Below are 26,069 nucleotides of genomic sequence, written 5' to 3'. Positions count from 1 at the left end.
GGATTTGGGAATATGGATTCGATATTAGAGAAAGCCGATTGGTTGGTTCTTGGGGTTTATTTTGCTGCATTGATAGTAGTTGCAATTTGGGTCATCTTACAGAAAAATAAAGATACTGCGGATTATTTTTTGGCAGGGCGTAATGTAGGTTGGTTTGTGATTGGGGCTTCAATATTCGCATCTAATATTGGTTCTGAACATGTCGTGGGTTTAGCAGGAACTGGAGCCGAATCTGGTATGCCAATGGCGCACTATGAATTACATGCCTGGATAGTATTACTTTTGGGCTGGCTTTTTTTGCCTTTCTACTTTCGGAGTAACGCCTTTACCATGCCGGAATTTTTAGAAAAACGGTTCGATAGTCGTTCCCGATGGTTTCTGTCTGTTTTTTCTTTGGCTGGTTATGTAATAACAAAAGTTTCCGTTACAATATATGCCGGAGGAATTGTAGTATCGGAATTATTGGGAATACCCTTCTGGTATGGTGCAATTGGCATTGTGTTGTTTACGGGGGCTTATACCGTAATTGGAGGTATGAAAGCCGTTATTTATACTGAAACCTTACAAACTGTTGTACTCATTTTTGGGTCGGTTACAATTACATTTTTAGGACTTAGAGAAGTAGGAGGATGGGATATGCTTAAAGAGACCGTTGGAACCGAGCATTTTAATATGTGGAGACCTATGACAGACCCCGATTTTCCATGGACGGGAATGCTCTTTGGTGGAACTATTGTTGGACTTTGGTATTGGTGTACTGATCAGTATATAGTACAGCGAACTTTGGCTGCAAACAATATTAAAATAGGTAGACGTGGAGCCATTTTTGGTGCATATTTAAAGATCTTACCAATTTTTATTTTCCTTATTCCTGGTATTATTGCTTTTGCACTTGCAAAACAAGGTGTTTTATCTTATGATAAAGCCGATGAGGTTTTTCCTGTACTGGTAAAGACTTTGTTGCCAGTAGGTCTAAAAGGATTAGTGGCAGGAGGTTTGATGGCAGCGCTCATGAGTTCTTTGGCTTCAGTTTTTAATTCTTGTTCCACTATTTTCACAATAGATATTTATAAAAAATTAAAGCCTAACACACCAGAACGATTATTGGTCAATATCGGAAAGTTTGCAACTACTATTGTTGTTATATTGGGTATAATTTGGATTCCGATTATGGAAAAAATTGGCGGAGGAACATTATATCAATACCTACAGAGCGTTCAGTCCTATATAGCTCCACCTATTGTAGCAGTGTTCTTACTGGGAATATTATGGAAAAGAGTGAATTCAAAAGCTGCCATCGTAACGCTTTTTTCAGGATTGATAGTGGCAACTTTAAGGATATTGGCAGAAATTTACAAGGATAGTTTATCCGGAGTATTGCTGGAATTTGCAACTATTAATTTTGCCCATATGGCGATATTCATGTTTATTCTTTCCGTGATGATTTGTATAAGTATCAGTCTTGCAACAGATCCACCAAATTATGCGGCAATTGCTGGCCTTTCTTTTGGGACTTTGTCAGACGAAGACAAAAGAATCAACAAACAAAGTATAGCAGCTATAGACATTGTACTTTCGTTGGTTTTGGTTGCTATTGTGATTTTTACATTATCTTATTTTGTAGGATGATTACAAATACTAATAAGGTGTGCGTTAGATACTGAACGGTTGCGAACATATGTCCGGTTGTTAAGAATACCAACAAAATAAGTTCAATGTTCTAGCCTAATTTCTCCAAAATGGTCCGCTCCATAAAATCGACCTCATTCAAAGCTTTATGTGTAAAATCAAAAAGGCTTAAACAGCGATCAAAATTCTGATTTTCATAAGCTACTTTGTAGTAGATATTGTTGTTAAGGTAGTCGGTAAGTGCTCTTAGCCCGTGAATAAAAGGCATAAAAACAGTACCAAGGGATAAGGTTCTTATTTCTTCTTGCGATAAAAATGCTCCATTAGCCGCAATACCATCAACAAAGGCATTGAACAGATCTCTTTCAAAGGTTATTTTATGCAATTCTTTTTCATCCTCAGCAGCAGTGTTCACTATTGTTCGAACGGCATCGCCAAAATCATAATAAAAATACCCCTTCATTATTGTATCAAGATCTATAAGACAAAGAGCCCTATCCGAACTTTTTGAGAACAGAATATTGTTCAGTTTGGTGTCGTTATGACATATTCTTGGCGGTAAACTAGATTCCCCAAGTACATGTAATTTGAGTAGTGTTTCTTGGGCAAAAGAAATTGCGTTTTTTGCAATCATTAATTTCTCCGAATCTGCTTTGATTTTAGAAGAATTAAACTGCTTTTCCCGTAATTCCAAATTATGAAAATCTGGAATGGTATCCACATAGTTGTCAATATTGGTATGTTCTAAAATCTGATGAAACCGACCTATTATCCTACCTGCTTCAAATGCTATTTTTTGATTTTTAGTAATGTTATAGGTAGTGCTGTTGTCTATAAAAGACATGAGTCTCCAGTAACCATTTTCATCATCATAATAGGATTTATCAGATAAGGATTTAATTAAATCAATCTTTCTATAGTCGTCACTGTCCAATTCTTTAAGCGCATGAAAGATGTTAGACATTAAGCCATCAATATCCTTAAAAACATTATGGTTTATTCGTTGTAATATGTACTGAGGCTTACCATCGTCAAAGACCATATAAGTGTCATTGATGTAGCCATTGTTTATAGAGGTAAACTGAAATGTTTCTCCCTTCAAAGAAAAACATCTCAATATTGAATTTAAATAAGTCTTGGCAAATTTTCCCATTCAAAGTTTAATTCCAGAGAGGTGTTTTATAATCTCCGCGATCTGCCATGCCTTTTAACTTAACCATTGCCTTTTCTTTATCGCTGGCATAAGTGATGCCAAACCACTCTCCGCCCGAAGGTAATACTTTAACACCGATTTTGTTGTTTTCCAACATTTCCTGAATAACAAAAGGCAAATAGATTTCACCACTTGTGATGTTGGTGTCATCCTTAAGGAAAGCCTTAAAGTCTTCCTCGAAACTTTCGAAAATTGATGGATTGCACACCCAGAAATTCATACTGGCAATTTCATCTCCTGAAAACTCCAATCCAGAGTCCTGATCTTTTACACTATTTGGTAGCTGTTCAATCTTTGTTCTTTCGTTCACCGAAAGTAGATTGAATTCTTCATCCATTTTACAAACCCCTCTAGACACAGAGCCATGTTCAGATAAGGTGTCTTTGAGTGTATAGCCAACAAGGGCATAATCCTTAGAATTGTTTTTAATGAATTCCGCTGCCTTTTTATAGGCCGATCTGCCGTAATAATCATCGGCGTTAATAACAACAAACGAATTATTGATTACTTTCCTTGCAGACCATACAGCATGTGCAGTTCCCCATGGTTTTTCACGTTCACCATTGAACGTGATTCCTTCTGGTAAATCTGTTATTTCTTGAGCTACAACATCAAGTTTGACTCCTTCTGGCAATTTTTTTGATAAGTACTCACTCAGGAACTCAACATTGGTTTTTTGTGTAATTACCACGATATGGTCGAAGCCACTCTCGATGGCATCATACATACTAAATTCCATTAAAAACTCCTCATTGGGTCCTAGGGAATCAAATTGTTTTAATTTTCCATATCTGCTTCCACGGCCAGCGGCCATTAATAGTAATGTCATGTGTTTGTGTTTTAAAGGGGCAAAAATAGTTCATTTGACAGGAAATGGGATGTATATTTCGTTGTATATCGAATTTTATAGTTGAAAAAAGAGGCACATTTCATCCAAGACTTCTAGCTGTGTTCTGTTATTATTTAAAGATTTAGTTCATGAAACCTGAATCCTTTTGATAATGGGCGTTGCGAGGCTAAACTGACAATTGTCATATTATTCAAGGCTTAGCCGTCGTATGTTTGTGACGATTGTAAATGTGCCTATGAGCAACCTAGTGCAAAAATATAATATACCAGGTCCTAGATATACTAGTTACCCTACTGTGCCCTATTGGAATTTGGAAACATTTTCTGGCGCAAAATGGAAGACCTCTCTCAAAAAGAGTTTTGATGAAAGCAATGAAAAAGAGGGGATAAGTATTTATATACATCTACCATTTTGTGAGAGTTTGTGTACATTTTGTGGCTGCCACAAACGAATTACCAAACAGCATACAGTAGAAACCCCATATATAGATTCACTGCTGAAAGAGTGGAAATTATACTGCAATCTTTTTGGCTCAAAGCCCATAATAAAAGAGTTGCACTTAGGTGGGGGTACTCCCACTTTTTTCTCTCCTGAAAACCTAAAGATGCTCATTGACGGAATTTTTAGATTGGCTGAGAGGTCAAGGGAATATGAATTTAGTTTTGAGGGCCACCCTAACAATACGACAAAAGAACATCTACAGACATTATACGATGTAGGGTTTAGAAGAGTAAGTTATGGGGTGCAGGATTATAATGAAAAAGTGCAAAAATCAATTCACCGAGTTCAGCCTTTTGAAAATGTGAAAAAAGTAACTCAGGCCGCTCGAGAAATTGGATATGAATCAATAGGCCACGATATAATCTTTGGACTGCCACATCAAACTTTGGAACATGTTGAAGAAACAATTTTAAAGACAAAAGCATTAATGCCAGATCGTCTGGCTTTTTATAGTTATGCCCATGTACCATGGTTAAAAGGTAATGGACAGCGTGGTTTTAAAGATGAAGATTTGCCTTCTGCCGATGAGAAAAGAATCCAGTATGAGAAAGGAAAAGAACTTTTATCAAAAGTGGGCTATGAGGAAATAGGCATGGATCATTTTGCGCTGGAAAGTGACAGTTTGTACCAGTCAATGATTTCTGGGGAGTTACACCGGAACTTTATGGGGTATACAGCCTCTAAAACAAAATTGATGGTAGGTTTGGGCGCATCAAGTATTAGTGACAGCTGGTACAGTTTTGCCCAAAATGTAAAAAGCATTGAGGAGTATAAGCATTTAGTTGATAATGGTGTTATTCCTATTTATAGAGGACATATTTTAACTAAGGAGGATCAAAAAATTCGCCAGCATATATTGAATTTGATGTGCCGCTTCAGGACTTCTTGGGAAAAAGAAGGTGAACGTTTTCCAGAACTACCAATTGTAATGGGCAAATTACATGAAATGGAGTTGGACGGACTAGTAGATATAGGACTTAATGAATTGAAGGTCACACCAAAAGGCCAACCTTTTATACGTAATATTTGTATGGCTTTTGACGTTCTATTACATCGAAAAGAACCAGAAACAAGGTTGTTCTCGATGACGATTTGAATTTTTGGACTAATTTTTAAAACTAAACATTATGAAAAAAATAGTTGTACCAGTTGATTTTTCGGAGCAATCGGATTATGCCTTGCAGGTTGCAGCTTCATTGGCAAAAAAGCATAATGCTGAAATTTTGGTTCTACATATGTTGGAATTGAACCAGGCGATGATTACTTCTTCAGAAGGTTTTCATCCTGAACAAACAGTTTTCTTGATAAAGTTGGCCGAGAAAAGATTTAATAAGTTTTTGAAAAAGACCTATTTAGAGGGAATAAATATTACTCCTGTAGTAAAGCATTTTAAAGTTTTTAGCGAAGTAAACGATGTTGCTAAAAAGAACAATGCAGATATGATAGTCATGGGTTCTCATGGCACCGACGGTTTAAAGGAAATTTTTGTTGGTTCAAATGCTGAAAGAGTTGTTCGCAATGCCGAGATACCGGTATTGGTAATAAAGAAAGAACATGTTGATTTCAAAGTTGATACCTTCTTATTTGCTTGTGGATTCAAGGATGAAAGTCTTGAAGCTTTCCAGAAGGCAAAGCAGTTTGCAGAAATGTTGTCCGCCGAACTGAAATTGGTTTATATAAACACTCCGGGTGATGATTTTCTCAGCACAAAGGATGCATATGAAAGAATTTCAAAATTCTTGGGTAAGGCCGGAGCAGGAATATCTGTTGAGATTTTTAACGATTACAATATAGAGAAAGGTATACTTAATTATGGTGAAAATATAAGTGCCGATATTATTGGAATACCTACGCATGGCCGAAAAGGCTTGTCTCACTTTTTCATGGGCAGTATAGGTGAAGATATTGCGAACCACTCCAATGTGCCAGTGGTAACATTCAGGATTTAGTTGTCAATTATTTATGTTAAATTGATGTTTAGTAGGGAAGCCAGTTATTGGCTTCCCTTTTTTTGTCATTTATCTAGTCCTTTTTTAAGAGCATAGGAAATAATTCATGTATCTCATCTTCTGTTGGTTGGGACCCATATTCACATATTTCAAATATTTCTGCATACTTGGTCATTGATGCTTTTTTTTCACCATACCATTTTTTCAAACATTCTTTGGTTGTTTCACTCAAAGGTTTATAACGCCATTTGGCAAGCATTTTTAAGCGGTCTTTTTCGTCTTTAGGTACATTCTTCATATTGCCCGAAAGCCAAGGTAACCATTCAAAAAATTGCGATTCATGTGCAGACATGGCATATATTTTTTGGTTAAAAACACTATCAATGTTTATTGCAATATCCGGTTTAAATGAATTTGGCCTTTGAAATTTATCCTCTGAGTATAAGAAAACAGGGTTTTTTTTAAGAGCAGGAACCTCAGGGGCTATGTTAGGAACTATGACCATAAAGGCCGCATCTTGCACCAAAATACCAGTGTATCTGTGGTCGGGGTGGTAGTCATTTGGTCTTGGGGCAATAACAATATCGGCTTTCCATTTTCTTATTTCTCGAATGACTTTTAATCGATTTTCCAAAGTTGGCATTAATTCACCATCATGATTGTCAAGAACAACATATTCAACGCCAAATCGTTTTCCGGCTTCTTTCGCTTCGGCAATCCGCACCTTGGCAAGTTCGCCGCCACCCATGGCATAGTGACCTGCATCACCATTTGTAAGTGAAACAAATTTAACCCTATGGCCCATTTTTGAGAACAATATTGCTGTACCTCCAGCGTCGATATCACAATCATCAGGATGTGCTCCGATGACCACAATATTAAGGGGGTTCGACTGGGAGTAGTTGATAAAAGATAAAAGTAGAAGACAAAGGAAAAAGACTGTTCTTTTCATAATTAGGGTTTACAATAATTTCATAGTAGTAGGGTTCCAACCTATTGCCTTGCTTTGATAATAACTCTCATTGGCCAACAATGCTGCTCCCGCAGCTCTTAATCCAAATGTTGGATCTTGTCTAACTGTTTTTTTAGCACGTATGCTTTGGAAGAAATTATAAAAATGGTCGTAGTGACCACCTTTATAATCTTTTGGTGCTTCCCAAGTAGTCTCGCCTATATTAAGTGCCGAAGACCTTGTTTCCAAATTTTGTGCTGCATAATTGCGTTTGATTTGTTCCTGTGTATCCTCAGTATATGCGATCATAGAATATCCTCCGGGTACCATTCCCAATTTAGAACGCACCAATTTCACAGAATTCTGACCCACATGCATTTCGCCCTCTGTGCCAATTAACTTAAATCCACCACCACCACCACTTCCAGCGATAAAATTTATGCGAAAAACAGCATTGAAAGCCGCGTGCGTATCGGTCTTGGGATAATCATATAGGGTTATGCTCACATCGGGCACATCGCGCCCATCTTTCCAATAACGCAGACCTCCTGTTGCCATTGCCCTGTTTGGTCCATGAGAACTAATAACATGATTCAGTGTTGAAAAAGCGTGCACAAAGAGGTCTCCAGCTACGCCCGTACCATAATCTTTATAATTCCTCCACCTAAAGAATCGGGTCATATCAAAAGGTGTTTTTGGTGCTCTTCCTAAAAAAGTATCGTAATCAACTGTTTCAGGATTAGCATCGGGTGGAATAGGGTACTGCCATGCTCCTTCTGCTGAATAACGGTCATTGAACATATCAAGCATGACTAGGTCACCTATGGCACCGTCTTGATATAATTGTTTGGCCTTCTCATTACCCAATGAAGACATTCCTTGGCTACCTACTTGACAAAGCATCCCAGTTTGCTTCTGTATTTTTATTATATCATGGCCTTCGGTAAAATTCTGAACCATTGGCTTTTCACAATAAACGGCTTTACCCGCTTTCATTGTATCAATTGTTATTTTCTTGTGCCAGTGATCTGGTGTTGCCACTATAACCGCATCAATATCTTTTCTGTTTAAAAGTTGTCTATAGTCTCTTGTGGTCCATATATCATTGCCCCAGAGTTCTTTGGCTCGATCTAGTCGCCCCAGGTATAAATCACATACCGCAACCAATTTAACACCATTTACTTTCAGGGCTGCAGTCGTATCATAAATACCCTGAATGCCTGACCCAATCAACCCTAAATTTATTTGGTCATTTTGCGAATAATCGTCTAAATCATACTTTTTTTTCAGAAGAATTTTCTGTTCATAAGACGATCCAAAAATATATGGTGCAGACGTTAATGCAGCGGTGCTTAATGTTGCCTTTTTTAAAAAGGACCTTCTAGTTTTATTTTGACCCATAACTCGTCGAATTATGTATAATAATATTATAACAGAAAGTTACGCATTTTAGCTAAAGAATAAGATTTTATAAGGGAAGAAATGAATTGCCTTTTTTGACACTTAAGGCCAAATCCTCGATGGAGCTGTTCTCAAGGTTTTTCAAAAGATCAGTTCTAAAAGGTGCGGCAAATTCATGAAGTGGGCAGGGTTTTTCATTATCACAATTTTGTAAGCTCAATAAACAGGAGTTTAGTCTGTTATCGCCGTCAATTACATTTACAATCTCAATTAATGTGGTTTTCTTATTCTGGCCGCTAAGGTAAAACCCGCCATTTGGGCCTCTAGTTGACGAGACGATATTGTATCTTGAAAGTTCTTGCAACAGTTTTGCCAAATACGCTTGAGGTACATTAATAGGTTCACTAATGTTTTTTGCTAATATTTTGTTCGATTCGCTTGAATTGACGGCTAAATACAATACGGCCTTTAAGGCATATTTAGAGGAGTTCGAGAACATTTAATGATTATTTTTTGAAAAAATAAAATTAAAAAGACATTTTTATCCTAAATATGACTTATATCATATTTTAGGCAAATTGCCGCCCATATTTTTGCCCTATAATTCAATAAATATACCAGAATGAAACTATTATTTAAAAGTGTTGTGCTCCTTTTCTCTCTGCTCCTCGTAAGTTGTGGTGGTAAAGAAGAAAAGAAAAAGGAGGGTTTTAGTGTAAAACGAAAAGCAACTACAGAGAAAAAAGTAGAAACTTCGGCAGCTACTGAGACTAAAGCTTCTGAGCGAGTTGATTTAACTACAAAGGGAGTTGGTCCTGTAACATCTTTAACATTGGAAGATGCCATTGATGATGCCATGGCAGCTAAAGGAAAAGAAGTCTATGATCAAATGTGCCTAGCTTGTCATAGAATTGGAAAAAAATTCATTGGGCCTGCGCCTGATGGTATTTTGGAAAGAAGAACTCCTGAGTGGGTAATGAACATGATTCTTAATCCTGATAAAATGGTGCAAGAAGATCCCCTTGCTAAAGAATTGTTAATGGAGTTCAATGGTTCGCCAATGGCCAATCAAGGACTTTCGGAAGAAGATGCAAGGGCTGTACTTGAGTATTTTAGAACCTTATAATTAACAATAATATGAAAACAACAACCAAATTAAGAATGATTTTAAGTTCATTTTTTATGCTGATATTATTTGTCGGTTGTAAAAATGAGAATAAGTCAGAAACGACAGCAGCTACTTCTGAGGCAGCAACCAAAGAAGTAAAAAAACAAGGTCAAGCCTTTATTGAAGATGATGGTTCTACCCCTAATATTTTAAACATTGCAATAGGTTCTCCTGATCACACTACTCTGGTAGCAGCAGTACAAGCAGCTGAGCTTGAAAATGCTTTGGTGAATGCAGGACCTTTAATGGTTTTTGCACCGACAAATGCAGCTTTTGACGCTCTTCCAGAGGGTACAGTTGCCACTTTATTAAAGCCTGAGAACAAAGGCGATCTTGCAAATATTTTGAAATATCATGTTACCCCAGGAAACTATAGTAAAGACTTTTTGAAGAAATTCAAAAAATTAGGTCAGGCCAATAACCAAAATGTTATGGTTGAGGTAAAAGGTGACGATGTATATGTTGGTGGTGCTAAGATATTAGGTAGTGTGAAAGCTGGAAATGGAATCGTACATGTTATCGATAAAGTAATGTTGCCTCCTTCAGAATAATAACAACTAGATAAATAAGTAAATTAAATAAAATGAAAAAAATCAAATATTCAATACTTGCCTTTTTAGGACTGGCGATGGTGTTAACTAGCTGCCAACCTAAAGCCAAGACTACCAACGGTGCTTTATCTTCAGGAGCAGCAGAGAAAGTGTATGTTGCACCCGGAGAACACGATGAGTACTATGCTTTCATCTCTGGTGGATTTAGTGGACAGTTATCTGTTTATGGACTTCCATCTGGTCGTTTATTTAAGGTGATTCCTGTATTTTCACAGGATGCTGAAAAAGCTTATGGCTATAATGAGGAAACAAAGCCAATGTTGAATACATCGCATGGTTTTGTACCTTGGGATGATTCTCACCACCCTGATATTTCTCAAACAAATGGTGAATTAGATGGTCGTTACGTGTTTATCAATGGTAACAATACTCCTCGTATTGCAAAAATTGATTTAACTACTTTTGAAACAACAGAAATCATTGAAGTGCCTAATAGTGCAGGTAATCACAGTTCTTCTTTTGTGACTGAAAACACTGAATATGTTGTGGCTGGTACTCGTTTCTCAGTTCCTGTTCCTCAAAGAGATATGTCTATCAAAGATTATAAAGGAAACTTTAAAGGAGCTTTATCTTTCATTAGTGTAGATCCAGAAGATGGCGGCATGGATATTAAATTCCAGCTGTTGATGCCTGGTTTTGATTATGATCTTTCTCACCCTGGTAGAGGAGCATCTCACGGATGGTTCTTCTTTACAACATATAATACTGAGGAAGCAAATACTTTGTTAGAAGTTAATGCCTCTCAGAATGATAAAGATTTTATCGCTGCTGTTAACTGGAAGAAAATCGAAGAATATGTGAACAATGGTGGAGGTAAAAAAATGCCTTCAAATTATGCACATAACGTATATGACGAGCATACACATACTGCTACTTCTACTATGAAAAAAGAGGTATTGGTTGTTGATCCCTCCGAAGTTCCTGGAGCAGTTTATTTCTTGCCTACTCCTAAATCCCCTCACGGTTGTGATGTTGATCCATCTGGTGAGTACATTGTGGGTAATGGTAAATTATCTGCCGATTTAACTGTTCATTCATTTACTAAAATGATATCTGCCATAGAAAATGAAAAATTCGATGGAGAAGCATACGGAATTCCAATTTTGAAGTTCGAAGATGTTCTTGCTGGTACAGTAAGTCAACCAGGTCTTGGGCCTTTACATACAGAATTTGACGGACAGGGGAATGCGTATACCACATTCTTTATTTCTTCTGAAGTTGTTAAGTGGAAATTAGGTACATGGGAAGTTATTGATAGAAAGCCAACATATTACTCAGTAGGTCACTTAATGATTCCTGGAGGTAACTCCAGAAAGCCTTTTGGTAAATACGTTTTGGCTATGAACAAGATAACTAAAGACCGTTATTTACCTACAGGTCCTGAAGTAACTCAATCAGCCCAACTTTATGATATCACTGGTGAGAAGATGGAGTTGTTGTTAGATTTCCCAACCATAGGTGAACCTCACTATGCAGCTGGTATAGCGGCTGATATTGTGAAGGCTAATTCAAAGAAGATCTTCAATCTTGAAGATAATAAGCATGAATATGCCACTACCAATGATAATGATGTTAAGGTAGTACGTAATGGTAAAGAAGTGCATATTTATATGACAATGATTCGTAGCCACTTTAACCCAGATAATATTGAAGGAGTAAAAGTTGGTGACAAGGTCTACTTTCACGTTACGAACTTAGAACAAGATTATGATGTTCCCCATGGTGTAAGTGTTATTGGGGCCAATACATCTGAACTTTTGATTATGCCTGGACAAACTGAGTCTTTTGTTTGGGAACCTAAACAAGTTGGTGTATGGCCGTTCTATTGTACAGATTTTTGTTCAGCATTACACCAAGAAATGCAGGGTTATATAAGGGTGTCTCCTGCTAATTCAAATATTGACCTTTCTTGGTCATTAGGTGAATAAAAACACCTTTGTAGATTATTTTATTTCAAACTTAAAAGCGGGTTGGCTTTGTAACAGCCCGCTTTTTATAAGCATAATTCCCAATTCAAAATGAAAAAATCGCGCATTTTAATGTTTTTGGGTGTTTTACTCCCATTAATGCTTTTCGTGTTTCCCCTTTGGAACATTACTTTAGAAGCTCCTCAATATCCTACACCTTTGGGCATGGATATTTACATAAATGATTTTGCTGATGCCAACCCTCATGACATCAAGAATATCAATTTAATGAACCACTATGTGGGAATGAAATATATTCCAGACGCTATTCCAGAATTCAAAATTTTCCCGATTGGAATTATTACAACCACAATCATAGGTTTATTAATTGCATTTAAGGCAAATTATAAATGGTATTTGTATTGGTTCATATTAATGGCCGTTTTAAGTGCCGCAGGTTTGTATGATTTTTATTTATGGGAACATGATTATGGTCATGACTTAGATCCGAAAGCAATAATGAAATTCACCAATCCCGATGGTTCTGTAATGGGCTTTCAACCACCATTGTTTGGTTCAAAGGATATTCTTAATTTCAGGGCTCATTCATACCCACAATTAGGTGCATATTTTATGGGTGTTGGTATGTTATTATCATTCATTGCATTCTTTGTAGGGAAAAAAGGAAAATAACTCAACAGTATGAAAATGAAATCATTCATTAATATTTTGGTGCTGTCAATTGGTTTTGTATTCATGGGCTGTTCAATTAAACCTGATCCTATAGTATATGGTTCAGATGGTTGTCACTTTTGTTCAATGACCATTGTTGATAGACAGCATGCAGCTGAAATTGTGACAAAAAAAGGGAAGGCCTTTAAATTTGATGCGATTGAGTGTATGGTGAACCATTTAAAAGATATTGATGTGTCTTCGGTCGAGCTTTTCTTGGCGAATGACTTTCAGGTTCCTGGGGAATTAATAGATGCTAAAAAGGCAACCTTTTTAATAAGTAAGGATATCCCTAGTCCTATGGGTGAGTACTTATCAGCTTTTACAACTAGAACAGAGGCTGAAAGTATTGAAGCAGAAAATAAAGGGAAGTTGTATTCTTGGAATGAGTTGTTGACTAAGTTCAAGGTGCAATAAAATATTGTATTTTAATGGTTAATGGTTTACAGGCAAATTATGCTTTGTTATTTCTGTTAACCATTTTTATTTAAACAAATTGGAATATGTACGAAACAAACAATAAAATTGCAGTTCAGAAACATGAAGGGCTTCAAGTTGAGAAAGTTGTAAAAAATGATGTCTTTGAAATACTAAGTATAAGTTTGGAAAAAGGAGCTAACTTTCCAGAGCATACTTCTCCTACCAATGCACAATTAGTTGTTTTGGATGGTGATATTCAGTTTAATATCAACGGTAAATCCTTTCAATTAACAAGCGAACAACTATTTGATTTTCCAAAGGAGGTTCCCCATTCGGTAAAGGCGAATGAAAATTCTAAGTTCTTGATTATTAGATAATGATTAAGTCAAAACAATTAATAACCGTATTTGTTTTCTTCATTGGCATTACCTTATGGGGTAAAACCATTGAAGTTTGTATTGATTGTGAAGTTAAAACAATTAAAAACGGGGTGGCCTTAGCTGCTGATTTTGACACAATATTAGTTAAAAAGGGAACGTACAAAGAATTTAATATTGTCATAGACAAACCATTGACTGTTATAGGAGTTAATTACCCTATAATTGATGGTGAAGACCAAGGTGAAATCATTACAATTGTTTCTGATAATGTAACGATTGATGGGCTTTTTATCATTAATGTAGGTACAAGTTATACCAGTGATTATGCGGCTATACGGGTGGTTAAAAGCAAAAATTTCCTTATACAAAATGTGGTCTTGGAGAAATTATTCTTTGGTATTTATCTTGAGAAATCAAAGGATGGCAGAGTCTTTCACAATAACATTATAGGTGATGCGGTCGAGGAGTACAATTCTGGCAATGGTATTCAATTATGGTATTGTCAAAACATTGAAGTAGAGCAGAACATTGTTCAGCATGTTCGTGATGGTATTTATCTTGAATTTTCCGATGATATCACAATCAAGAATAATACCAGCTCAAACAATGTTCGTTATGGGCTGCATTTCATGTTTTCAAATGATGATGTATATGAGAACAATTTATTTGAAAACAATGGGGCAGGAGTGGCAGTAATGTTCTCAAAGAAGATAAAAATGCTCAATAATGTATTCAAGAAAAATTGGGGAACAGCTTCTTTTGGTTTGCTGTTAAAAGAAATCAATGATGCTGAGATTAGGGGCAATACATTTGAAGAGAACACAATAGGCATCAATATAGAAGGTTCTAATAGGATAGTTTATGAAAACAATGGTTTTGTTAGAAATGGTTGGGCGGTAAAAGTCCGTGGAGCTTGTTATACCAATTCTTTTAAGAATAATAACTTCCTATATAATTCTTTTGATATTTCCTATAATAGCAAATTGAATGATAATGTCTTCGAAAAAAATTATTGGAGCAACTATACGGGATATGACCTGGACAAGGATGGGATTGGTGATGTGCCCTACCGTCCTGTAAAATTGTTTTCATACATTGTAAACCGTACTCCAGAGACAATTGTCCTGTTGCGTAGTTTGTTTATGGACATAATTGATTTCTCAGAAAAAGTATCACCAGTTTTTACGCCAGATAACTTATTGGATGCCATGCCGTTAATGAAAACATCAGAATGATAAGAATAGAAGATCTACATAAAAAATTTGGTAAAAACCAAGTATTGTCCAATTTGGACCTAGATATAACAGGAGGTGGCATTTTTGCCGTTCTTGGCCCTAATGGCTCAGGAAAGACCACATTGATAAAAAGTATTTTAGGAATGGTTGTACCCAACAAAGGGAATATTTCTGTTCTTGCAGAATCAATAAAAAAGAATTGGAAGTACCGCCAAGAAATTGATTATTTGCCTCAAATAGCCAATTTTCCTGGAAACCTTAAGGTTAAGGAATTGATACGCATGATCAAAGACTTGCGCGAAAAGAATAGTAATGAAACTGAGTTGATAGCTCTTTTTGGTTTAGAGCCTTTTTTGGACAAAAAATTGGGAACTCTTTCTGGGGGTACGAAGCAAAAGGTGAATATTGTTTTAACCTTTATGTTCGATAGCCCTTTAATTATTCTGGATGAGCCAACAACCGGTTTGGATCCAGCATCACTTATTAAATTAAAAGAACTGATTCTTAAAGAAAAGAATAACGACAAGACTATCTTAATTACCACTCATATTATGCAATTTGTAGAAGAAATGGCTGATGAGATTGTATACCTATTAGAAGGTAATATTTATTTTAAAGGTAGTATTGAAGATTTGATGACAAAGACCAAGCAAACCGATTTTGAACATGCCATAGCGGCCATATCAACCCAGACTGCAAATGCTTAAGATTCTTAAATATAGTTTTTACGATTTAATGCGTAGTCGCTGGAGTTATGTGTATTTTTTATTCTATTTGGCACTGGGCTTTGTCCTTTTGTTTTTGAATAATGACCTTGCTAAAGCTGTAATTACCTTGATGAATGTTATCATTGTACTGGTGCCCTTGATAAGTACCATTTTTGGTGTAATGTATTTCTACAATTCCAAAGAATTTACAGAATTACTTCTGGCACAGCCATTGAAACGTACTTCAATCTTTTTAGGGCAGTACCTTGGTGTTGCCGGTTCATTAATGATGAGCTTGGTATTGGGATTGGGAATACCATTTATTCTTTACGGATTGTTCCGAAGCGATGCTATTTGGGATTTTTCACTCTTATTGATAACTGGTGCGTTTTTGACCTTAATTTTTACGGCCTTGGCTTTTAATATAGCCTTGTCTAATGAAAACAAAATTAAGGGATTTGGATACGCAGTTTTATTATGGTTATTTCTTGCTGTTATCTATGATGGACTCTTTTTATTATCACTTATCATATTTGAGGAGTACCCTTTAGATTCTTTCTCTTTGGTTGCGACAATGCTCAACCCAATAGATTTGTCTCGTACACTTATTTTGTTAAAGCTTGATATTTCTGCTCTTTTGGGCTATACAGGAGCTGTATTTAAATCGTTTTTTGGAACCAATTTGGGTTTAATGATTTCAATTGTCATGTTGTTGTTTTGGACTGTACTTCCTATTTGGAGATTAGCCTATAAATCTAAGAGGAAGGACTTTTAGATTTTATTCTTATAATTGTCGTTTTAAGAATGATGAATCTAAAAAGCCATATCAATCTATCCTTGGGCTATTTTATTATAGCTGCTGTTCTTGGTGTGGTGCTAAGATCCTTTCATTCAATTGAAATACCCGCCACCTATAAGTTTATTGTTCATACACATTCGCATATCGCGCTTTTGGGATGGGTGTATATGGGCTTGACCACATTGTTATATAAGTTATTTCTAGAAAAGCAAGAACTTGACGGGAAATACAAACTTATCTTTTGGTTTACACAACTTACCCTTGTAGGAATGTTGCTTACTTTTCCTTTTCAGGGATATGCCCTTTACTCTATCATTTTCTCCACACTGTTTCTATTTGCTTCTTATTGGTTTACTTGGTTTTTCATGAAATACGCACCTTCTTTATTTAAGAAAACCAATTCGTACAAGTGTATAAAGTTAGCCTTGTGGTATATGGTTTTATCAAGCTTGGGCCCATGGATTTTGGGCGTTATAATGAACACTTTGGGTGCAGAATCTATTTGGTATCGACTATCCATTTATTTCTACCTTCATTTTCAATATAATGGTTGGATGATTTTTGCGCTTTTTGGTATTTTGGTATATGTTTTCGAAAAGAATGAAATTGAGATTCCGAAAGTAACTTTTAATCGTTTTTTTCTTTGGACTAATCTAGGTATTCTGCTTTCATTTTTTCTTTCAACTTTATGGATAGAACCTCATATGGCCTTTTATTATATCGGAGGCTTTGGTGCAACGTTTCAAATAGTTGGGTTTGCCGTTCTGTTACTCTTTGTAAAAAGGATAAGGAAAAGGCTATTTAAGATCCTTTCTTCGTTCCAGAGAAACTTACTGTTGACAATTGGTGTTTTATTTACCATAAAGATTATGCTACAGCTTATAACAGCGTTCCCTTATTTTGCCAATTTAGCTGCGACAATTACAGATTTTACCATTGGATATTTGCATTGGACTTTTTTAGGCGTGGTTACAATTGGCCTGCTATTGTTTCTTAACTATTTTAAATTGCTTAAAATATCAAGAAGGGCTTACTACCTTTACCTGGCAGGTTTTTTGTTGACTGAATTCTTGATTTTCGCCAAGGGAATAATGGCATGGCAAAGAGAATCACTTTTTGGAGGTTATTTTGAAGTCCTGGCCCTAGGAAGCTTGGCCATTTTTTTTGGGATGACATTCATACTACAACACAGTTTGAAAATAAAAAAGTAGTATGATTTTCCTTAAAGAGAACAATATTTTACTGAATTAAACTGTTCCAACAGAATCTATTGTTTTTAATCCGAACTATACTTTTGCCCCTATAATCATTGCTGTACTACTTAGATTGATTCTATATTTCAATAATAAAGTAAAATGTTTAAAAACTAGCTGTATTATCTTTTCAGTTCTAATCAACTTAAAGTTAATAAGTTATGTAACATTTGTTACACAAGACACTGTTTCTTCTCAAACTTGCTGTTCTTCTTAAATTTGATTTATGACAAATGTCATGATTCCAATTTGGATAAAAAGATATTTTTATCTTTTTTGTATCTATAGAAAACTATAATATGCCCATAATAAGCTATTTAGCACATCCACAAGAGGGAAAAAAAAGCGAACTTTATGACAAGTTATCTTTAATGGAGAACTGTGAAGTTATTCCTGCTGAAAATGAAAATCTCCTCATTGTGATTACGGATACAGAAACTGACATAGAAGAAAATATTTTAAAGGAAAAAATCGAGACCATTCAAAGCTTAAAACTACTAGCAATGGTTTCAGGATTTGATACACCAAATAAAGATTAACATTATGTATACCTCTCTTACTAATAGACGAAGTTTTATTAAAAAAATGGCTACTGCTGCTGCGATGACGGCTGCAGCTACTATGTTTCCGGGGATTATTTTCGCTTCTGAGCAGGAAGTGAATATTCCAAAAGGAGGTAATCTAGACTGGAAAAAAGGACCTTGTCGTTTTTGTGGGGTTGGTTGTGGAATTTTGGTCGGCGTTGAGCATGGAAAAGCCGTGGCGGTTAAAGGGGATCCTAATAGTGCCGTTAACAAAGGTTTACTTTGTGTTAAAGGGTATCACCAGACCATGTGTATTCAGGCAAAAGACAGGTTAACACATGCCTTGGTAAAGAAAAACGGGACATATGTCAAAACACCAATTGGGGAAGCTTTGGATATTGTAGCTGATAAAATGAAGGAGACCATTGAAAATCATGGTAAAGATTCTGTCGCCATGTATACCTCTGGACAGTCAACAATTCCGGAAGGTTATGTCGCATCAAAGCTTATGAAGGGTGCTATAGGAACCAATAACTTGGATTGTAATGCTCGTTTATGCATGGCCAGTGCAGTGACCGGTTTTTTAACCACTTTTGGTGCTGATGAGCCCATGGGCTGTTACGAGGATATAGAATATGCTGACTATTTTATTACATGGGGTAATAACATGGCCGAAATGCATCCTGTACTATTCTCTAGAATGTTAGAGCAAAAAAATCGAAGAGGGGCCAAAATCATTGATTTTGCTACAAGAACAACTCGATCAAGTACAGTTTCGAATAGGTCTATTTTATTTGAGCCTCAAACAGATTTGGCTGTTGCCAATGCTATTTGCTATGAAATCATTAATAATGGATGGGTAAATAAATCGTTTGTAGAAAAGCACTGTAATTTTAGCAAAGGACTTACTAATATAGGGTATGGCCTTGAAGACAAATTCAAATTTAATGACAAGCCCGAAAAAATAGATTTTGAAGCGTATAAGAATTTTTTAGAAGACTACACGCCAGAAAAAGTCGCGAAGTATTCGAAAGTTTCCGTAAAGGACATAAAATATTTAGCTGCTATATATGGTGACCCAAATAAGAAAGTGGTTTCTTATTGGTGCATGGGAATGAATCAACACACTAGAGGTACGTGGATGAATAATTTAGTATATAATATTCATTTACTTACCGGTAAAATTTCACAACCGGGTAATGGCCCATTTTCATTGACCGGTCAGCCTTCTGCATGTGGTACGGCAAGGGAAGTAGGGACTTTTACACATAAATTACCTAAAGGAGTGGTGATGAACGAGAAGCATCGTCGTTTGGCAGCCAAAATATGGAAAGTACCCTACGAACGTATTCCTTCAAAACCGACCTACCATACAACAGAAATGTTTAGGGCGGTAGACCGTGGTGAAATTAAATTTATATGGACCCAGGTCACAAACCCTTTGGTTTCTTTACCCAAGACGAGTAGATATCGCCCCGCGATGGAAAAAGAATCCTGTTTTGTTGTGGTTTCTGATGTGTTTCCAACGCCAACATCGGATGTAGCGGATGTAATCTTACCAGCTTCTTGGCATATTGAAAAAGATGGATTATACGGAAATTCTGAGCGCAGAACCCAACATTGGAATAAAATGGTGGAAGGCCCCGGAGAAACTACTCCAGATGCCTGGATGACTATTGAAGTTGCTAAAAGAATGGGTTATGGGGATTTGTTTCCTTATAGTGAAGAGAACCATGTTGAAGAAATTTATAATGAATACCGTCAGTTCCACGAAGGGGCAAAACATGGTATGGCTCCGTTAGAAGTACTTAAAAAGGAATCAGGTGTAATTTGGCCTTATGTAGAGGGCAAATCCACCCAATGGCGTTTCAACGCCAAATACGATCCTGCATGTAAAAATGGTGAAGATTTTGAATTTTACGGTAAACCAGATGGTAAGGCCATTATTTGGCAGCGTCCATATGAACCTGCACCCGAAATCCCTGATGAAGAATACCCATTCTGGTTAAATACTGGACGAGTAATTGAACATTGGCATACCGGATCAATGACTCGTAGAATTCCCGTGCTGCACAAGGCAATGCCAAGCGCCTATGCTGAATTCCACCCCGATGATGCTCGAGCAATGGGCATTAGAAATGGAGAAAAAATAAAGGTAGTTTCTCGAAGGGGTTCTTGTGTATTACCTGCTTCAATAAACGAAAGAGGATTACCAACCAAAGGGCAAGTTTTTGTTCCATTTTTTGATGAGAATATGATGATCAACGATGTCACTTTAGACTCTTTTTGTCCAATCTCAAAAGAGCCCGATTTTAAAAAGTGTGCTGTTAAAATTGAAAAAGCATAGCTATGAAGAGATTAGCTGTCATTTCATTGTTCGTAATTCTTTTCATTGCATTTATTGCCATATGGAACTATAGTTATCAATCAGGGCTGGAGGAAGCCTATATCCCTATTGAGAACAATAACCCCACTTCGATAATCCCATCGGAAACTGGTGTTTTTCAACGTTCCGAGTACGCCTTGGATTACGCCAATATGCCAATGGATAAAGATCATCAAAGAACATTGACCACATATTATGACAATAGGGCATATCATGGAGCACCACCAAGCATTCCCCATGCCGTAATTGATGAGCTAAATGTGGGTGGAAATGCTTGTTTGAAATGTCATCAGAACGGTGGATTTACTGAAAAATTCAATGCTTACGCTCCAGTTGTTCCCCATCCCGAAATGGTCAATTGTAGACAATGTCACGTAGTCCAGAATACACAAACATTATTCAAAAGTGGATTCTATGCGCAGGTTTCGGCACCTGAAGTTGGGATTAACAATGCTTTGGTTGGGAGCCCTCCAGTGATTCCTCATCAGATACAAATGCATGAGAATTGTTTATCATGTCATGCAGGACCAAGTGCTCCGAAAGAAATTCGGGTTACTCACCCTGAACGAATAAATTGTAGGCAATGTCATGTACTTAATAATAAAAAGAACACGGACGTCGGTGTATTTTTAAGAGCTAAAAAATAATGAAGAACACGTATCAAATACTATACATTTTAAGTTGCCTATTCCTTTTCAGCGGTGCTTTTTCTTCATGCAAACATAAAGAAGGAGAGTATCATAGCATTACGGATAAGATAGAGGCTGAAAGTAAAGATTATGACGGAACCTCAATTTCTTCTGAGGATTATATTATGGATATAAAAACTATCGAAGTTACTAAAGATGACCATACATTCCTGATACCAGAACATAAGAGCCAAATAAAATCCTATGCATGCACCGAGTGCCATTCTAAACCTTTGGAACAAATGCAAAGCGGAACAGCAAAGAAGGCACATTGGGACATTGATTTGTCACATGCCGATTCGAATACCATGAATTGCATAACGTGTCATGATGGAAAAAATATGGATGAGCTAGCAAGTCTTACGGGAGCATCCATTGATTTTAATAGAAGTTACCAAACATGTATGCAATGCCATACCAAACAATTTGATGATTGGATAGGGGGCGGACATGGTAAAAAAGTTGGAGGATGGGCACCACCAAGGGTTTCGATGACCTGCGTGAATTGCCATAACCCTCATAAACCACATTTTGAGTCTAGATGGCCTGCACGATTCAACACTCAAAAAATTAAAGAAAGAAAGTAGTTAAAAGGCCAAAGTGGTTATCATACTAATGTAAAGATATGAACGATAATAATAAAAAATGGTTTTCACTAAACCTCGGTGGCACAAAAAAGGAATCACCAGGTTCTTGTGGATGTGGAAAAACCTCAGGTACTTGTAATAGCCATCAAGAGCCAATGAACGAAGAAAAATTCTTGCAAGCGGCGGTTGATGCTTCTATTGGGGAAGAGAGAACTAAAGATGGTTTTGAGCAAGTCTTTGATGTAAAAATGGATAGAAGGTCGGCTTTTAAAAAACTTACGGCTAGTTTAATGATAGGTGCTGGAGCGGTTTCTACATCATGTAGTATGATTGCAGGGGAGGAAACCAAGGAAAAAGCTCAAATAGATTGGGAAGAACAATTTAAGGGCAACTATAAATTAATGTCCGATGAGGAGAAGGGATCAACGGTTGAGAGATTGGTTCGTTCGTACCAGTTGCGCACAGGAAAAACAATAAGTATGTCCTCCCAGAATGCAGAAGAAGATGTGCTTTTTGGGTATGCTTTCAACATCTCTAAATGCCAGGGGTATATGGATTGTGTGAGTGCCTGTGTTGAAGAAAACAACCAAGATAGAAGCTCACAAATGGAATACATCCGTATTCATGAAATGAAAGATGGAAAGGGCTTTAATTTTAATGAAGCGGATGATAATTATTATCATGAGGTTCCTGCAGAAGGCCATTTTTATATGGGCACACAATGTTTTCATTGTGACAACCCTCCCTGTGTAGATGTTTGCCCCGTACAAGCAACTTGGCGAGAGGACGACGGCTTGGTGGTTATTGATTATGATTGGTGTGTAGGTTGTCGCTACTGTATGGCAGCTTGTCCCTATGATGGTCGGCGTTTTAATTGGAGCAGACCGGAAGTGCCTGAGGAAGAAGTGAACAAGAACCAGCATTACTTAGGTAATCGGATGCGTAAAAAAGGGGTGATGGAAAAATGTACTTTTTGTGTCCAGCGTTCCAGAGCAGGTCAAAATCCAGCCTGTGTAGATGCATGTCCTACCGGAGCACGTATTTTTGGAAATCTGTTAGACCCAAATAGTACAATAAGATGGGTACTTGAGAATAAAAAAGTATTTAGGCTTAAAGAAGATTTGGGAACAGAACCAAAGTTCTGGTATTTCATGGATTAAAAGCGATTAAACAGTAAGAGGTAACAAAATATAGAATGAGTCGACTTAGAGTTTTTGGTAGTTTAGTTAAAGACAGTTTGGATGTCATTACCCATGGTTCTAAAAAATACCATATCTGGATGGCTTTTTTAACTTTTGTTATGTTGGTCGGAATGTATTGTTATTCCGTTCAATTGGATCAGGGTTTAAGTGTTACTGGGATGACCGATAGAGTTAGTTGGGGTCTCTATATTTCTAATTTTACATTTTTGGTTGGAGTGGCCGCTGCGGCCGTTATGTTGGTAATGCCTACCTATGTCTTAAAAGATATTGATTTTAAGCAGGCCGTACTTATAGGAGAAGGAATAGCGGTTGCCGCACTCATTATGTGTTTGGCCTTTGTGGTTGCAGATATGGGAGGACCTTCCGTATTGTGGCATATGATACCTGGGATAGGAGTCTTTAATTTTCCTAACTCAATGCTCACCTGGGATGTGCTGGTACTAAATGGTTATCTATTTTTGAATATCAGTATTCCATTTTACATATTGTTCAAACATTACCAAGGGAAAAAGTCAAATTCAAAAGTTTATATTCCCGGAGCTCTTTTATCTGTTTTTTGGGCGGTGGCAATTCATTTGGTGACGGCATTCCTTTATCAGGGATTACAGGCTCGCCCATTTTGGAACAATGCACTTCTTGGACCACGTTTTTTGGCTTCTGCATTCGCAGCCGGCCCAGCTCTGATAATTTTAGTGTTGGCTGTTATACGAACTTTTACTGCGTTCAAAATCAAGAACAAAACCTTGAGAAAAATTGCCATGGTAGTTACGGTGGCGGCCCAAATAAATTTAATAATGTTGATTTCTGAACTTTTCAAAGAATTTTATGCACCAACACATCATAGTGAAAGTGCCTATTATCTTTTCTTTGGATTGGATGGTAAAACAGCTTTATTGCCTTGGATATGGACATCCATTTCCTTAAATGTTCTGGCAACCGTAATCCTGACATTCCATAAACTTCGCAATAACTCGAAAATACTATATTTTGCTTGCTTTATTTTATTTGTGGCCATATGGATTGAAAAAGGGTTTGGTTTGATTGTTCCTGGTTTTATTCCAGGACCTTATGGAAAAATTGCAGAATATACACCCACGGGAATTGAGATTGGCGTAACATTGGGTATTTGGGCTCTAGGAGCTTTTGTGTTCACAATGCTTGCAAAAACAGCGATTAAAATTGAAACAGGAGCACTTAGATTTCGGAAAAAAGAATCTTGATGTTTAGGAATTTTGAGTTCTGTTTTCGTACATCTTCATGTAAAGCATTGTCGACATTTTCTGAGCACGATTTTTTGCTACCCAGACTGTCTCTCCTTCGAATAGTTCATCCAAGGTCTCAAACCATAGGTTTAGCCATAAACCAAAATGTTCCGGGTTAATTTCATGGCTCATTTTCTCATCGACCTCCTGATGGGCAAGAATTGGGTTTCCATGATATTTTCGAATCAACAAAAGTTGTGTTTCCCAAAAATCGATGAGTAGAGTCAAGTGACTACCCCAGTCTTTTATAATGCCATTAAAAATAGGACCCAAAACTTCATCGGCCCTAATCTTTGTGTAGAAGGTTTCTACCAACAATGTGATATCAGCCCTATTTCCAATGTCATGTTTTTTCTTCATATTATGGTCTTCCGAACCTTTCATACGCTGCTTTTTCCAAGGCCTCTCGGTGGTCGGGATGTGCTATAGAAATTAATGCTTTTGCCCGTTGGTGGAGGTTTTTACCAAACAGACTCACCACTCCATACTCAGTTGCAATATAGTTAACGTGAGCCCTTGTGGTTGTAACACCTGCACCTTCCCGCAAATGAGAGGTTATTTTCGAAACTCCCCTACCGGTTTGCGAAGATAGTGCAAAGATTGGTTTACCTCCTTCAGAAAGCCTTGCGCCTCTAATAAAGTCCATTTGACCACCTACACCGGAAAAATGTCTGTAGCCGATGCTATCGGCACAAATTTGTCCTGTAAGGTCTATTTCTATTGCACTGTTAATGGCGGTTACTTTAGGGTTTCTTCTGATTACCGCGGTATCATTTGTATAGGCAGCTTCTTTAAACTGTACCAGTGGATTGTCATTGATAAAATCATATAAATCTTGGGACCCAGCTGCGAAAGAAGTTACAATCTTTCTTACATTCATAATTTTATCCTCTCCCGTAACGATACCTTTTTCTACCAATGGTAAAAGTCCGTCCGAAAACATTTCAGTATGTACACCCAATCGCTTATGATTACCCAAATTGTTCAATACAGCATTTGGGATATTACCAATTCCCAATTGTAAAGTAGCCCCATCTTCAATCAATTCTGCAACATGTCTACCTATTAGTTCATCTGTTTCTGTGAGTTCTGTTGGGTTATACGTATGTATGGGGTCGTCTACATCTATCGCGAAGTCAATATTACGTACATGAATAATACCATCTCCATGTGTTCTTGGAACATGAGGGTTAACCTGGGCAATAACTTTTTTGGCCGTTTGAATCGCTGGTAGAACAACGTCCACTGAAACTCCCAAAGAACAAAATCCGTGACGGTCCGGTGGGGAAACTTGTACAATTGCAACATCAAGGGGAAGAACATTTCTTCGGAACAAAAGGCCTATTTCGCTTAAAAAGATTGGAATATAATCTCCTTGGTTCGTGTTAACCGCTTTTCTAACGTTTCCTCCTACAAAACAACTGTTGATTTTAAATGCCTGGCTGTATGGGGGGATTGCATATTTAACTTCTCCATCGGTGTGGATTGATACCACTTCAACATCCTCGAGTTCTTTATATCTTTGTTCACATAATGCATTTACCAGGGTATTTGGAGTCATCGCTGCTCCTTGAACAAAAATGCGATCACCAGATTTTACAATTGAGATTGCTTCTTCAATTGAAACTTTTTTGAATGAATTGTCCATGCTATTTTATTATAAATTTAAAAATCCTTTTTTTATTTATTTGATTTTTATCCATGGCCAAGTA

General features: G+C 36.9%; 26 protein-coding genes. 19 read left to right on the top strand and 7 right to left on the bottom strand.

The window, feature by feature from the left end; all coding sequences use genetic code 11:
* Positions 1-12 precede the first annotated feature (12 nt).
* Positions 13-1,629 (top strand): sodium:solute symporter, encoded by a 1,617-nt coding sequence (locus tag FB2170_RS05105; RefSeq protein ID WP_013305455.1) that lies wholly within the window; start codon positions 13-15, stop codon positions 1,627-1,629.
* Positions 1,630-1,720: 91 nt separating this feature from the next.
* Here FB2170_RS05105 and FB2170_RS05100 read toward each other — a convergent pair whose 3' ends face one another.
* Entirely contained in the window at positions 1,721-2,731 is a 1,011-nt protein-coding gene (locus tag FB2170_RS05100) for a phosphotransferase enzyme family protein (protein ID WP_237701159.1), read from the bottom strand.
* Between the two features lie 58 nt (positions 2,732-2,789).
* Positions 2,790-3,671: an NDP-sugar synthase gene (locus FB2170_RS05095; RefSeq protein ID WP_041632684.1), complete on the bottom strand. Its 882-nt coding sequence runs from the start codon at positions 3,669-3,671 to the stop codon at positions 2,790-2,792.
* Positions 3,672-3,927: 256 nt separating this feature from the next.
* Between FB2170_RS05095 and hemN the strand changes: the two genes are divergently transcribed.
* Both hemN and FB2170_RS05085 read left to right on the top strand, forming a co-directional pair.
* A complete protein-coding gene (gene hemN / locus FB2170_RS05090; RefSeq protein ID WP_041632683.1) occupies positions 3,928-5,289 on the top strand; it encodes an oxygen-independent coproporphyrinogen III oxidase in 1,362 nt (453 codons plus the stop codon).
* 31 nt (positions 5,290-5,320) lie between these two features.
* Positions 5,321-6,142 carry a universal stress protein gene (locus tag FB2170_RS05085; RefSeq protein ID WP_013305451.1) on the top strand — a complete coding sequence of 274 codons (822 nt, stop codon included), beginning with the start codon at positions 5,321-5,323 and terminating at the stop codon, positions 6,140-6,142.
* 73 nt (positions 6,143-6,215) lie between these two features.
* Here the strand turns inward: FB2170_RS05085 and FB2170_RS05080 are convergent, their stop codons facing one another.
* The 3 genes from FB2170_RS05080 to FB2170_RS05070 form a co-directional block, all read right to left on the bottom strand.
* On the bottom strand, positions 6,216-7,094 hold the full coding sequence (locus FB2170_RS05080; RefSeq protein WP_041632682.1) for a PIG-L deacetylase family protein: 879 nt from the start codon (positions 7,092-7,094) through the stop codon (positions 6,216-6,218).
* Between the two features lie 9 nt (positions 7,095-7,103).
* Positions 7,104-8,495 carry a Gfo/Idh/MocA family protein gene (locus FB2170_RS05075; RefSeq protein ID WP_013305449.1) on the bottom strand — a complete coding sequence of 464 codons (1,392 nt, stop codon included), beginning with the start codon at positions 8,493-8,495 and terminating at the stop codon, positions 7,104-7,106.
* A gap of 67 nt (positions 8,496-8,562) precedes the next feature.
* Positions 8,563-8,994, bottom strand: coding sequence for an RrF2 family transcriptional regulator (locus FB2170_RS05070; RefSeq protein ID WP_013305448.1), 432 nt, complete (start codon positions 8,992-8,994; stop codon positions 8,563-8,565).
* Positions 8,995-9,117: 123 nt separating this feature from the next.
* Here FB2170_RS05070 and FB2170_RS05065 point away from each other — a divergent pair, with 123 nt between their 5' ends.
* From FB2170_RS05065 to dsrP, 16 genes are all read left to right on the top strand, one after another.
* Complete coding sequence (locus FB2170_RS05065; RefSeq protein WP_013305447.1) at positions 9,118-9,621, top strand: c-type cytochrome; 504 nt, start codon at positions 9,118-9,120, stop codon at positions 9,619-9,621.
* Between the two features lie 11 nt (positions 9,622-9,632).
* A complete protein-coding gene (locus tag FB2170_RS05060) occupies positions 9,633-10,214 on the top strand; it encodes a fasciclin domain-containing protein (RefSeq protein WP_013305446.1) in 582 nt (193 codons plus the stop codon).
* A gap of 32 nt (positions 10,215-10,246) precedes the next feature.
* Positions 10,247-12,202 carry a Sec-dependent nitrous-oxide reductase gene (gene nosZ / locus FB2170_RS05055; protein WP_013305445.1) on the top strand — a complete coding sequence of 652 codons (1,956 nt, stop codon included), beginning with the start codon at positions 10,247-10,249 and terminating at the stop codon, positions 12,200-12,202.
* Between the two features lie 90 nt (positions 12,203-12,292).
* Positions 12,293-12,874 (top strand): hypothetical protein, encoded by a 582-nt coding sequence (locus tag FB2170_RS05050; protein WP_013305444.1) that lies wholly within the window; start codon positions 12,293-12,295, stop codon positions 12,872-12,874.
* Between the two features lie 15 nt (positions 12,875-12,889).
* Complete coding sequence (locus FB2170_RS05045) at positions 12,890-13,330, top strand: nitrous oxide reductase accessory protein NosL (RefSeq protein WP_041633051.1); 441 nt, start codon at positions 12,890-12,892, stop codon at positions 13,328-13,330.
* A gap of 86 nt (positions 13,331-13,416) precedes the next feature.
* On the top strand, positions 13,417-13,710 hold the full coding sequence (locus FB2170_RS05040; protein ID WP_013305442.1) for a cupin domain-containing protein: 294 nt from the start codon (positions 13,417-13,419) through the stop codon (positions 13,708-13,710).
* Entirely contained in the window at positions 13,710-14,948 is a 1,239-nt protein-coding gene (locus FB2170_RS05035; RefSeq protein WP_013305441.1) for a nitrous oxide reductase family maturation protein NosD, read from the top strand. Before FB2170_RS05040 ends, FB2170_RS05035 begins: the two co-directional genes overlap by 1 nt.
* The gene (locus FB2170_RS05030) at positions 14,945-15,655 is read left to right on the top strand and encodes an ABC transporter ATP-binding protein (protein ID WP_013305440.1); all 711 of its coding nucleotides are present in this window, start codon (positions 14,945-14,947) and stop codon (positions 15,653-15,655) included. Before FB2170_RS05035 ends, FB2170_RS05030 begins: the two co-directional genes overlap by 4 nt.
* Complete coding sequence (locus tag FB2170_RS05025; protein WP_013305439.1) at positions 15,648-16,430, top strand: ABC transporter permease; 783 nt, start codon at positions 15,648-15,650, stop codon at positions 16,428-16,430. Before FB2170_RS05030 ends, FB2170_RS05025 begins: the two co-directional genes overlap by 8 nt.
* Before the next feature lie 29 nt (positions 16,431-16,459).
* Complete coding sequence (locus FB2170_RS05020; protein WP_013305438.1) at positions 16,460-17,665, top strand: hypothetical protein; 1,206 nt, start codon at positions 16,460-16,462, stop codon at positions 17,663-17,665.
* Positions 17,666-18,006: 341 nt separating this feature from the next.
* On the top strand, positions 18,007-18,246 hold the full coding sequence (locus FB2170_RS05015; protein ID WP_013305437.1) for a hypothetical protein: 240 nt from the start codon (positions 18,007-18,009) through the stop codon (positions 18,244-18,246).
* Between the two features lie 4 nt (positions 18,247-18,250).
* Positions 18,251-20,578, top strand: a complete 2,328-nt coding sequence (locus tag FB2170_RS05010) for a molybdopterin-dependent oxidoreductase (RefSeq protein WP_013305436.1) — start codon at positions 18,251-18,253, stop codon at positions 20,576-20,578.
* Positions 20,579-20,580: 2 nt separating this feature from the next.
* A complete protein-coding gene (locus FB2170_RS05005) occupies positions 20,581-21,264 on the top strand; it encodes a nitrate reductase cytochrome c-type subunit (protein WP_013305435.1) in 684 nt (227 codons plus the stop codon).
* Positions 21,264-21,893 (top strand): cytochrome c3 family protein, encoded by a 630-nt coding sequence (locus tag FB2170_RS05000; RefSeq protein WP_013305434.1) that lies wholly within the window; start codon positions 21,264-21,266, stop codon positions 21,891-21,893. The genes FB2170_RS05005 and FB2170_RS05000 overlap by 1 nt, the downstream gene beginning before the upstream one ends.
* A 38-nt stretch (positions 21,894-21,931) precedes the next feature.
* Positions 21,932-23,053, top strand: a complete 1,122-nt coding sequence (locus FB2170_RS04995; protein ID WP_013305433.1) for a 4Fe-4S dicluster domain-containing protein — start codon at positions 21,932-21,934, stop codon at positions 23,051-23,053.
* 35 nt (positions 23,054-23,088) lie between these two features.
* Complete coding sequence (dsrP, locus tag FB2170_RS04990; protein WP_013305432.1) at positions 23,089-24,315, top strand: sulfate reduction electron transfer complex DsrMKJOP subunit DsrP; 1,227 nt, start codon at positions 23,089-23,091, stop codon at positions 24,313-24,315.
* Between the two features lie 3 nt (positions 24,316-24,318).
* On the opposite strand, the gene FB2170_RS04985 is transcribed toward dsrP, so the two are convergent.
* Positions 24,319-24,741, bottom strand: a complete 423-nt coding sequence (locus FB2170_RS04985; RefSeq protein ID WP_013305431.1) for a group III truncated hemoglobin — start codon at positions 24,739-24,741, stop codon at positions 24,319-24,321.
* Entirely contained in the window at positions 24,719-26,005 is a 1,287-nt protein-coding gene (locus FB2170_RS04980) for an acetyl-CoA hydrolase/transferase family protein (RefSeq protein WP_013305430.1), read from the bottom strand. The genes FB2170_RS04985 and FB2170_RS04980 overlap by 23 nt, the downstream gene beginning before the upstream one ends.
* Positions 26,006-26,069 lie beyond the last annotated feature (64 nt).

Source organism: Maribacter sp. HTCC2170 (genome assembly GCF_000153165.2).
In the GTDB taxonomy this organism is placed as follows: domain Bacteria; phylum Bacteroidota; class Bacteroidia; order Flavobacteriales; family Flavobacteriaceae; genus Maribacter_A.
This window is presented reverse-complemented; position numbering and strand designations above follow the sequence as displayed.

Bases quoted from the DNA above. Each gene is read 5' to 3' on its own strand.
- hemN (WP_041632683.1), top strand. From the start codon at position 3,928: ATGAGCAACCTAGTGCAAAAATATAATATACCAGGTCCTAGATATACT.
- FB2170_RS05050 (WP_013305444.1), top strand. From the start codon at position 12,293: ATGAAAAAATCGCGCATTTTAATGTTTTTGGGTGTTTTACTCCCATTA.
- FB2170_RS05040 (WP_013305442.1), top strand. From the start codon at position 13,417: ATGTACGAAACAAACAATAAAATTGCAGTTCAGAAACATGAAGGGCTT.
- FB2170_RS05075 (WP_013305449.1), bottom strand. From the start codon at position 8,495: ATGGGTCAAAATAAAACTAGAAGGTCCTTTTTAAAAAAGGCAACATTA.
- FB2170_RS05015 (WP_013305437.1), top strand. From the start codon at position 18,007: ATGCCCATAATAAGCTATTTAGCACATCCACAAGAGGGAAAAAAAAGC.
- FB2170_RS05060 (WP_013305446.1), top strand. From the start codon at position 9,633: ATGAAAACAACAACCAAATTAAGAATGATTTTAAGTTCATTTTTTATG.
- FB2170_RS05085 (WP_013305451.1), top strand. From the start codon at position 5,321: ATGAAAAAAATAGTTGTACCAGTTGATTTTTCGGAGCAATCGGATTAT.
- FB2170_RS05005 (WP_013305435.1), top strand. From the start codon at position 20,581: ATGAAGAGATTAGCTGTCATTTCATTGTTCGTAATTCTTTTCATTGCA.
- FB2170_RS05035 (WP_013305441.1), top strand. From the start codon at position 13,710: ATGATTAAGTCAAAACAATTAATAACCGTATTTGTTTTCTTCATTGGC.
- FB2170_RS05080 (WP_041632682.1), bottom strand. From the start codon at position 7,094: ATGAAAAGAACAGTCTTTTTCCTTTGTCTTCTACTTTTATCTTTTATC.
- FB2170_RS05030 (WP_013305440.1), top strand. From the start codon at position 14,945: ATGATAAGAATAGAAGATCTACATAAAAAATTTGGTAAAAACCAAGTA.
- FB2170_RS05025 (WP_013305439.1), top strand. From the start codon at position 15,648: ATGCTTAAGATTCTTAAATATAGTTTTTACGATTTAATGCGTAGTCGC.
- FB2170_RS05095 (WP_041632684.1), bottom strand. From the start codon at position 3,671: ATGACATTACTATTAATGGCCGCTGGCCGTGGAAGCAGATATGGAAAA.
- FB2170_RS05105 (WP_013305455.1), top strand. From the start codon at position 13: ATGGATTCGATATTAGAGAAAGCCGATTGGTTGGTTCTTGGGGTTTAT.
- FB2170_RS05065 (WP_013305447.1), top strand. From the start codon at position 9,118: ATGAAACTATTATTTAAAAGTGTTGTGCTCCTTTTCTCTCTGCTCCTC.
- FB2170_RS05070 (WP_013305448.1), bottom strand. From the start codon at position 8,994: ATGTTCTCGAACTCCTCTAAATATGCCTTAAAGGCCGTATTGTATTTA.
- FB2170_RS04980 (WP_013305430.1), bottom strand. From the start codon at position 26,005: ATGGACAATTCATTCAAAAAAGTTTCAATTGAAGAAGCAATCTCAATT.
- nosZ (WP_013305445.1), top strand. From the start codon at position 10,247: ATGAAAAAAATCAAATATTCAATACTTGCCTTTTTAGGACTGGCGATG.
- FB2170_RS04995 (WP_013305433.1), top strand. From the start codon at position 21,932: ATGAACGATAATAATAAAAAATGGTTTTCACTAAACCTCGGTGGCACA.
- FB2170_RS05010 (WP_013305436.1), top strand. From the start codon at position 18,251: ATGTATACCTCTCTTACTAATAGACGAAGTTTTATTAAAAAAATGGCT.
- FB2170_RS05045 (WP_041633051.1), top strand. From the start codon at position 12,890: ATGAAATCATTCATTAATATTTTGGTGCTGTCAATTGGTTTTGTATTC.
- dsrP (WP_013305432.1), top strand. From the start codon at position 23,089: ATGAGTCGACTTAGAGTTTTTGGTAGTTTAGTTAAAGACAGTTTGGAT.
- FB2170_RS05020 (WP_013305438.1), top strand. From the start codon at position 16,460: ATGATGAATCTAAAAAGCCATATCAATCTATCCTTGGGCTATTTTATT.
- FB2170_RS04985 (WP_013305431.1), bottom strand. From the start codon at position 24,741: ATGAAAGGTTCGGAAGACCATAATATGAAGAAAAAACATGACATTGGA.
- FB2170_RS05000 (WP_013305434.1), top strand. From the start codon at position 21,264: ATGAAGAACACGTATCAAATACTATACATTTTAAGTTGCCTATTCCTT.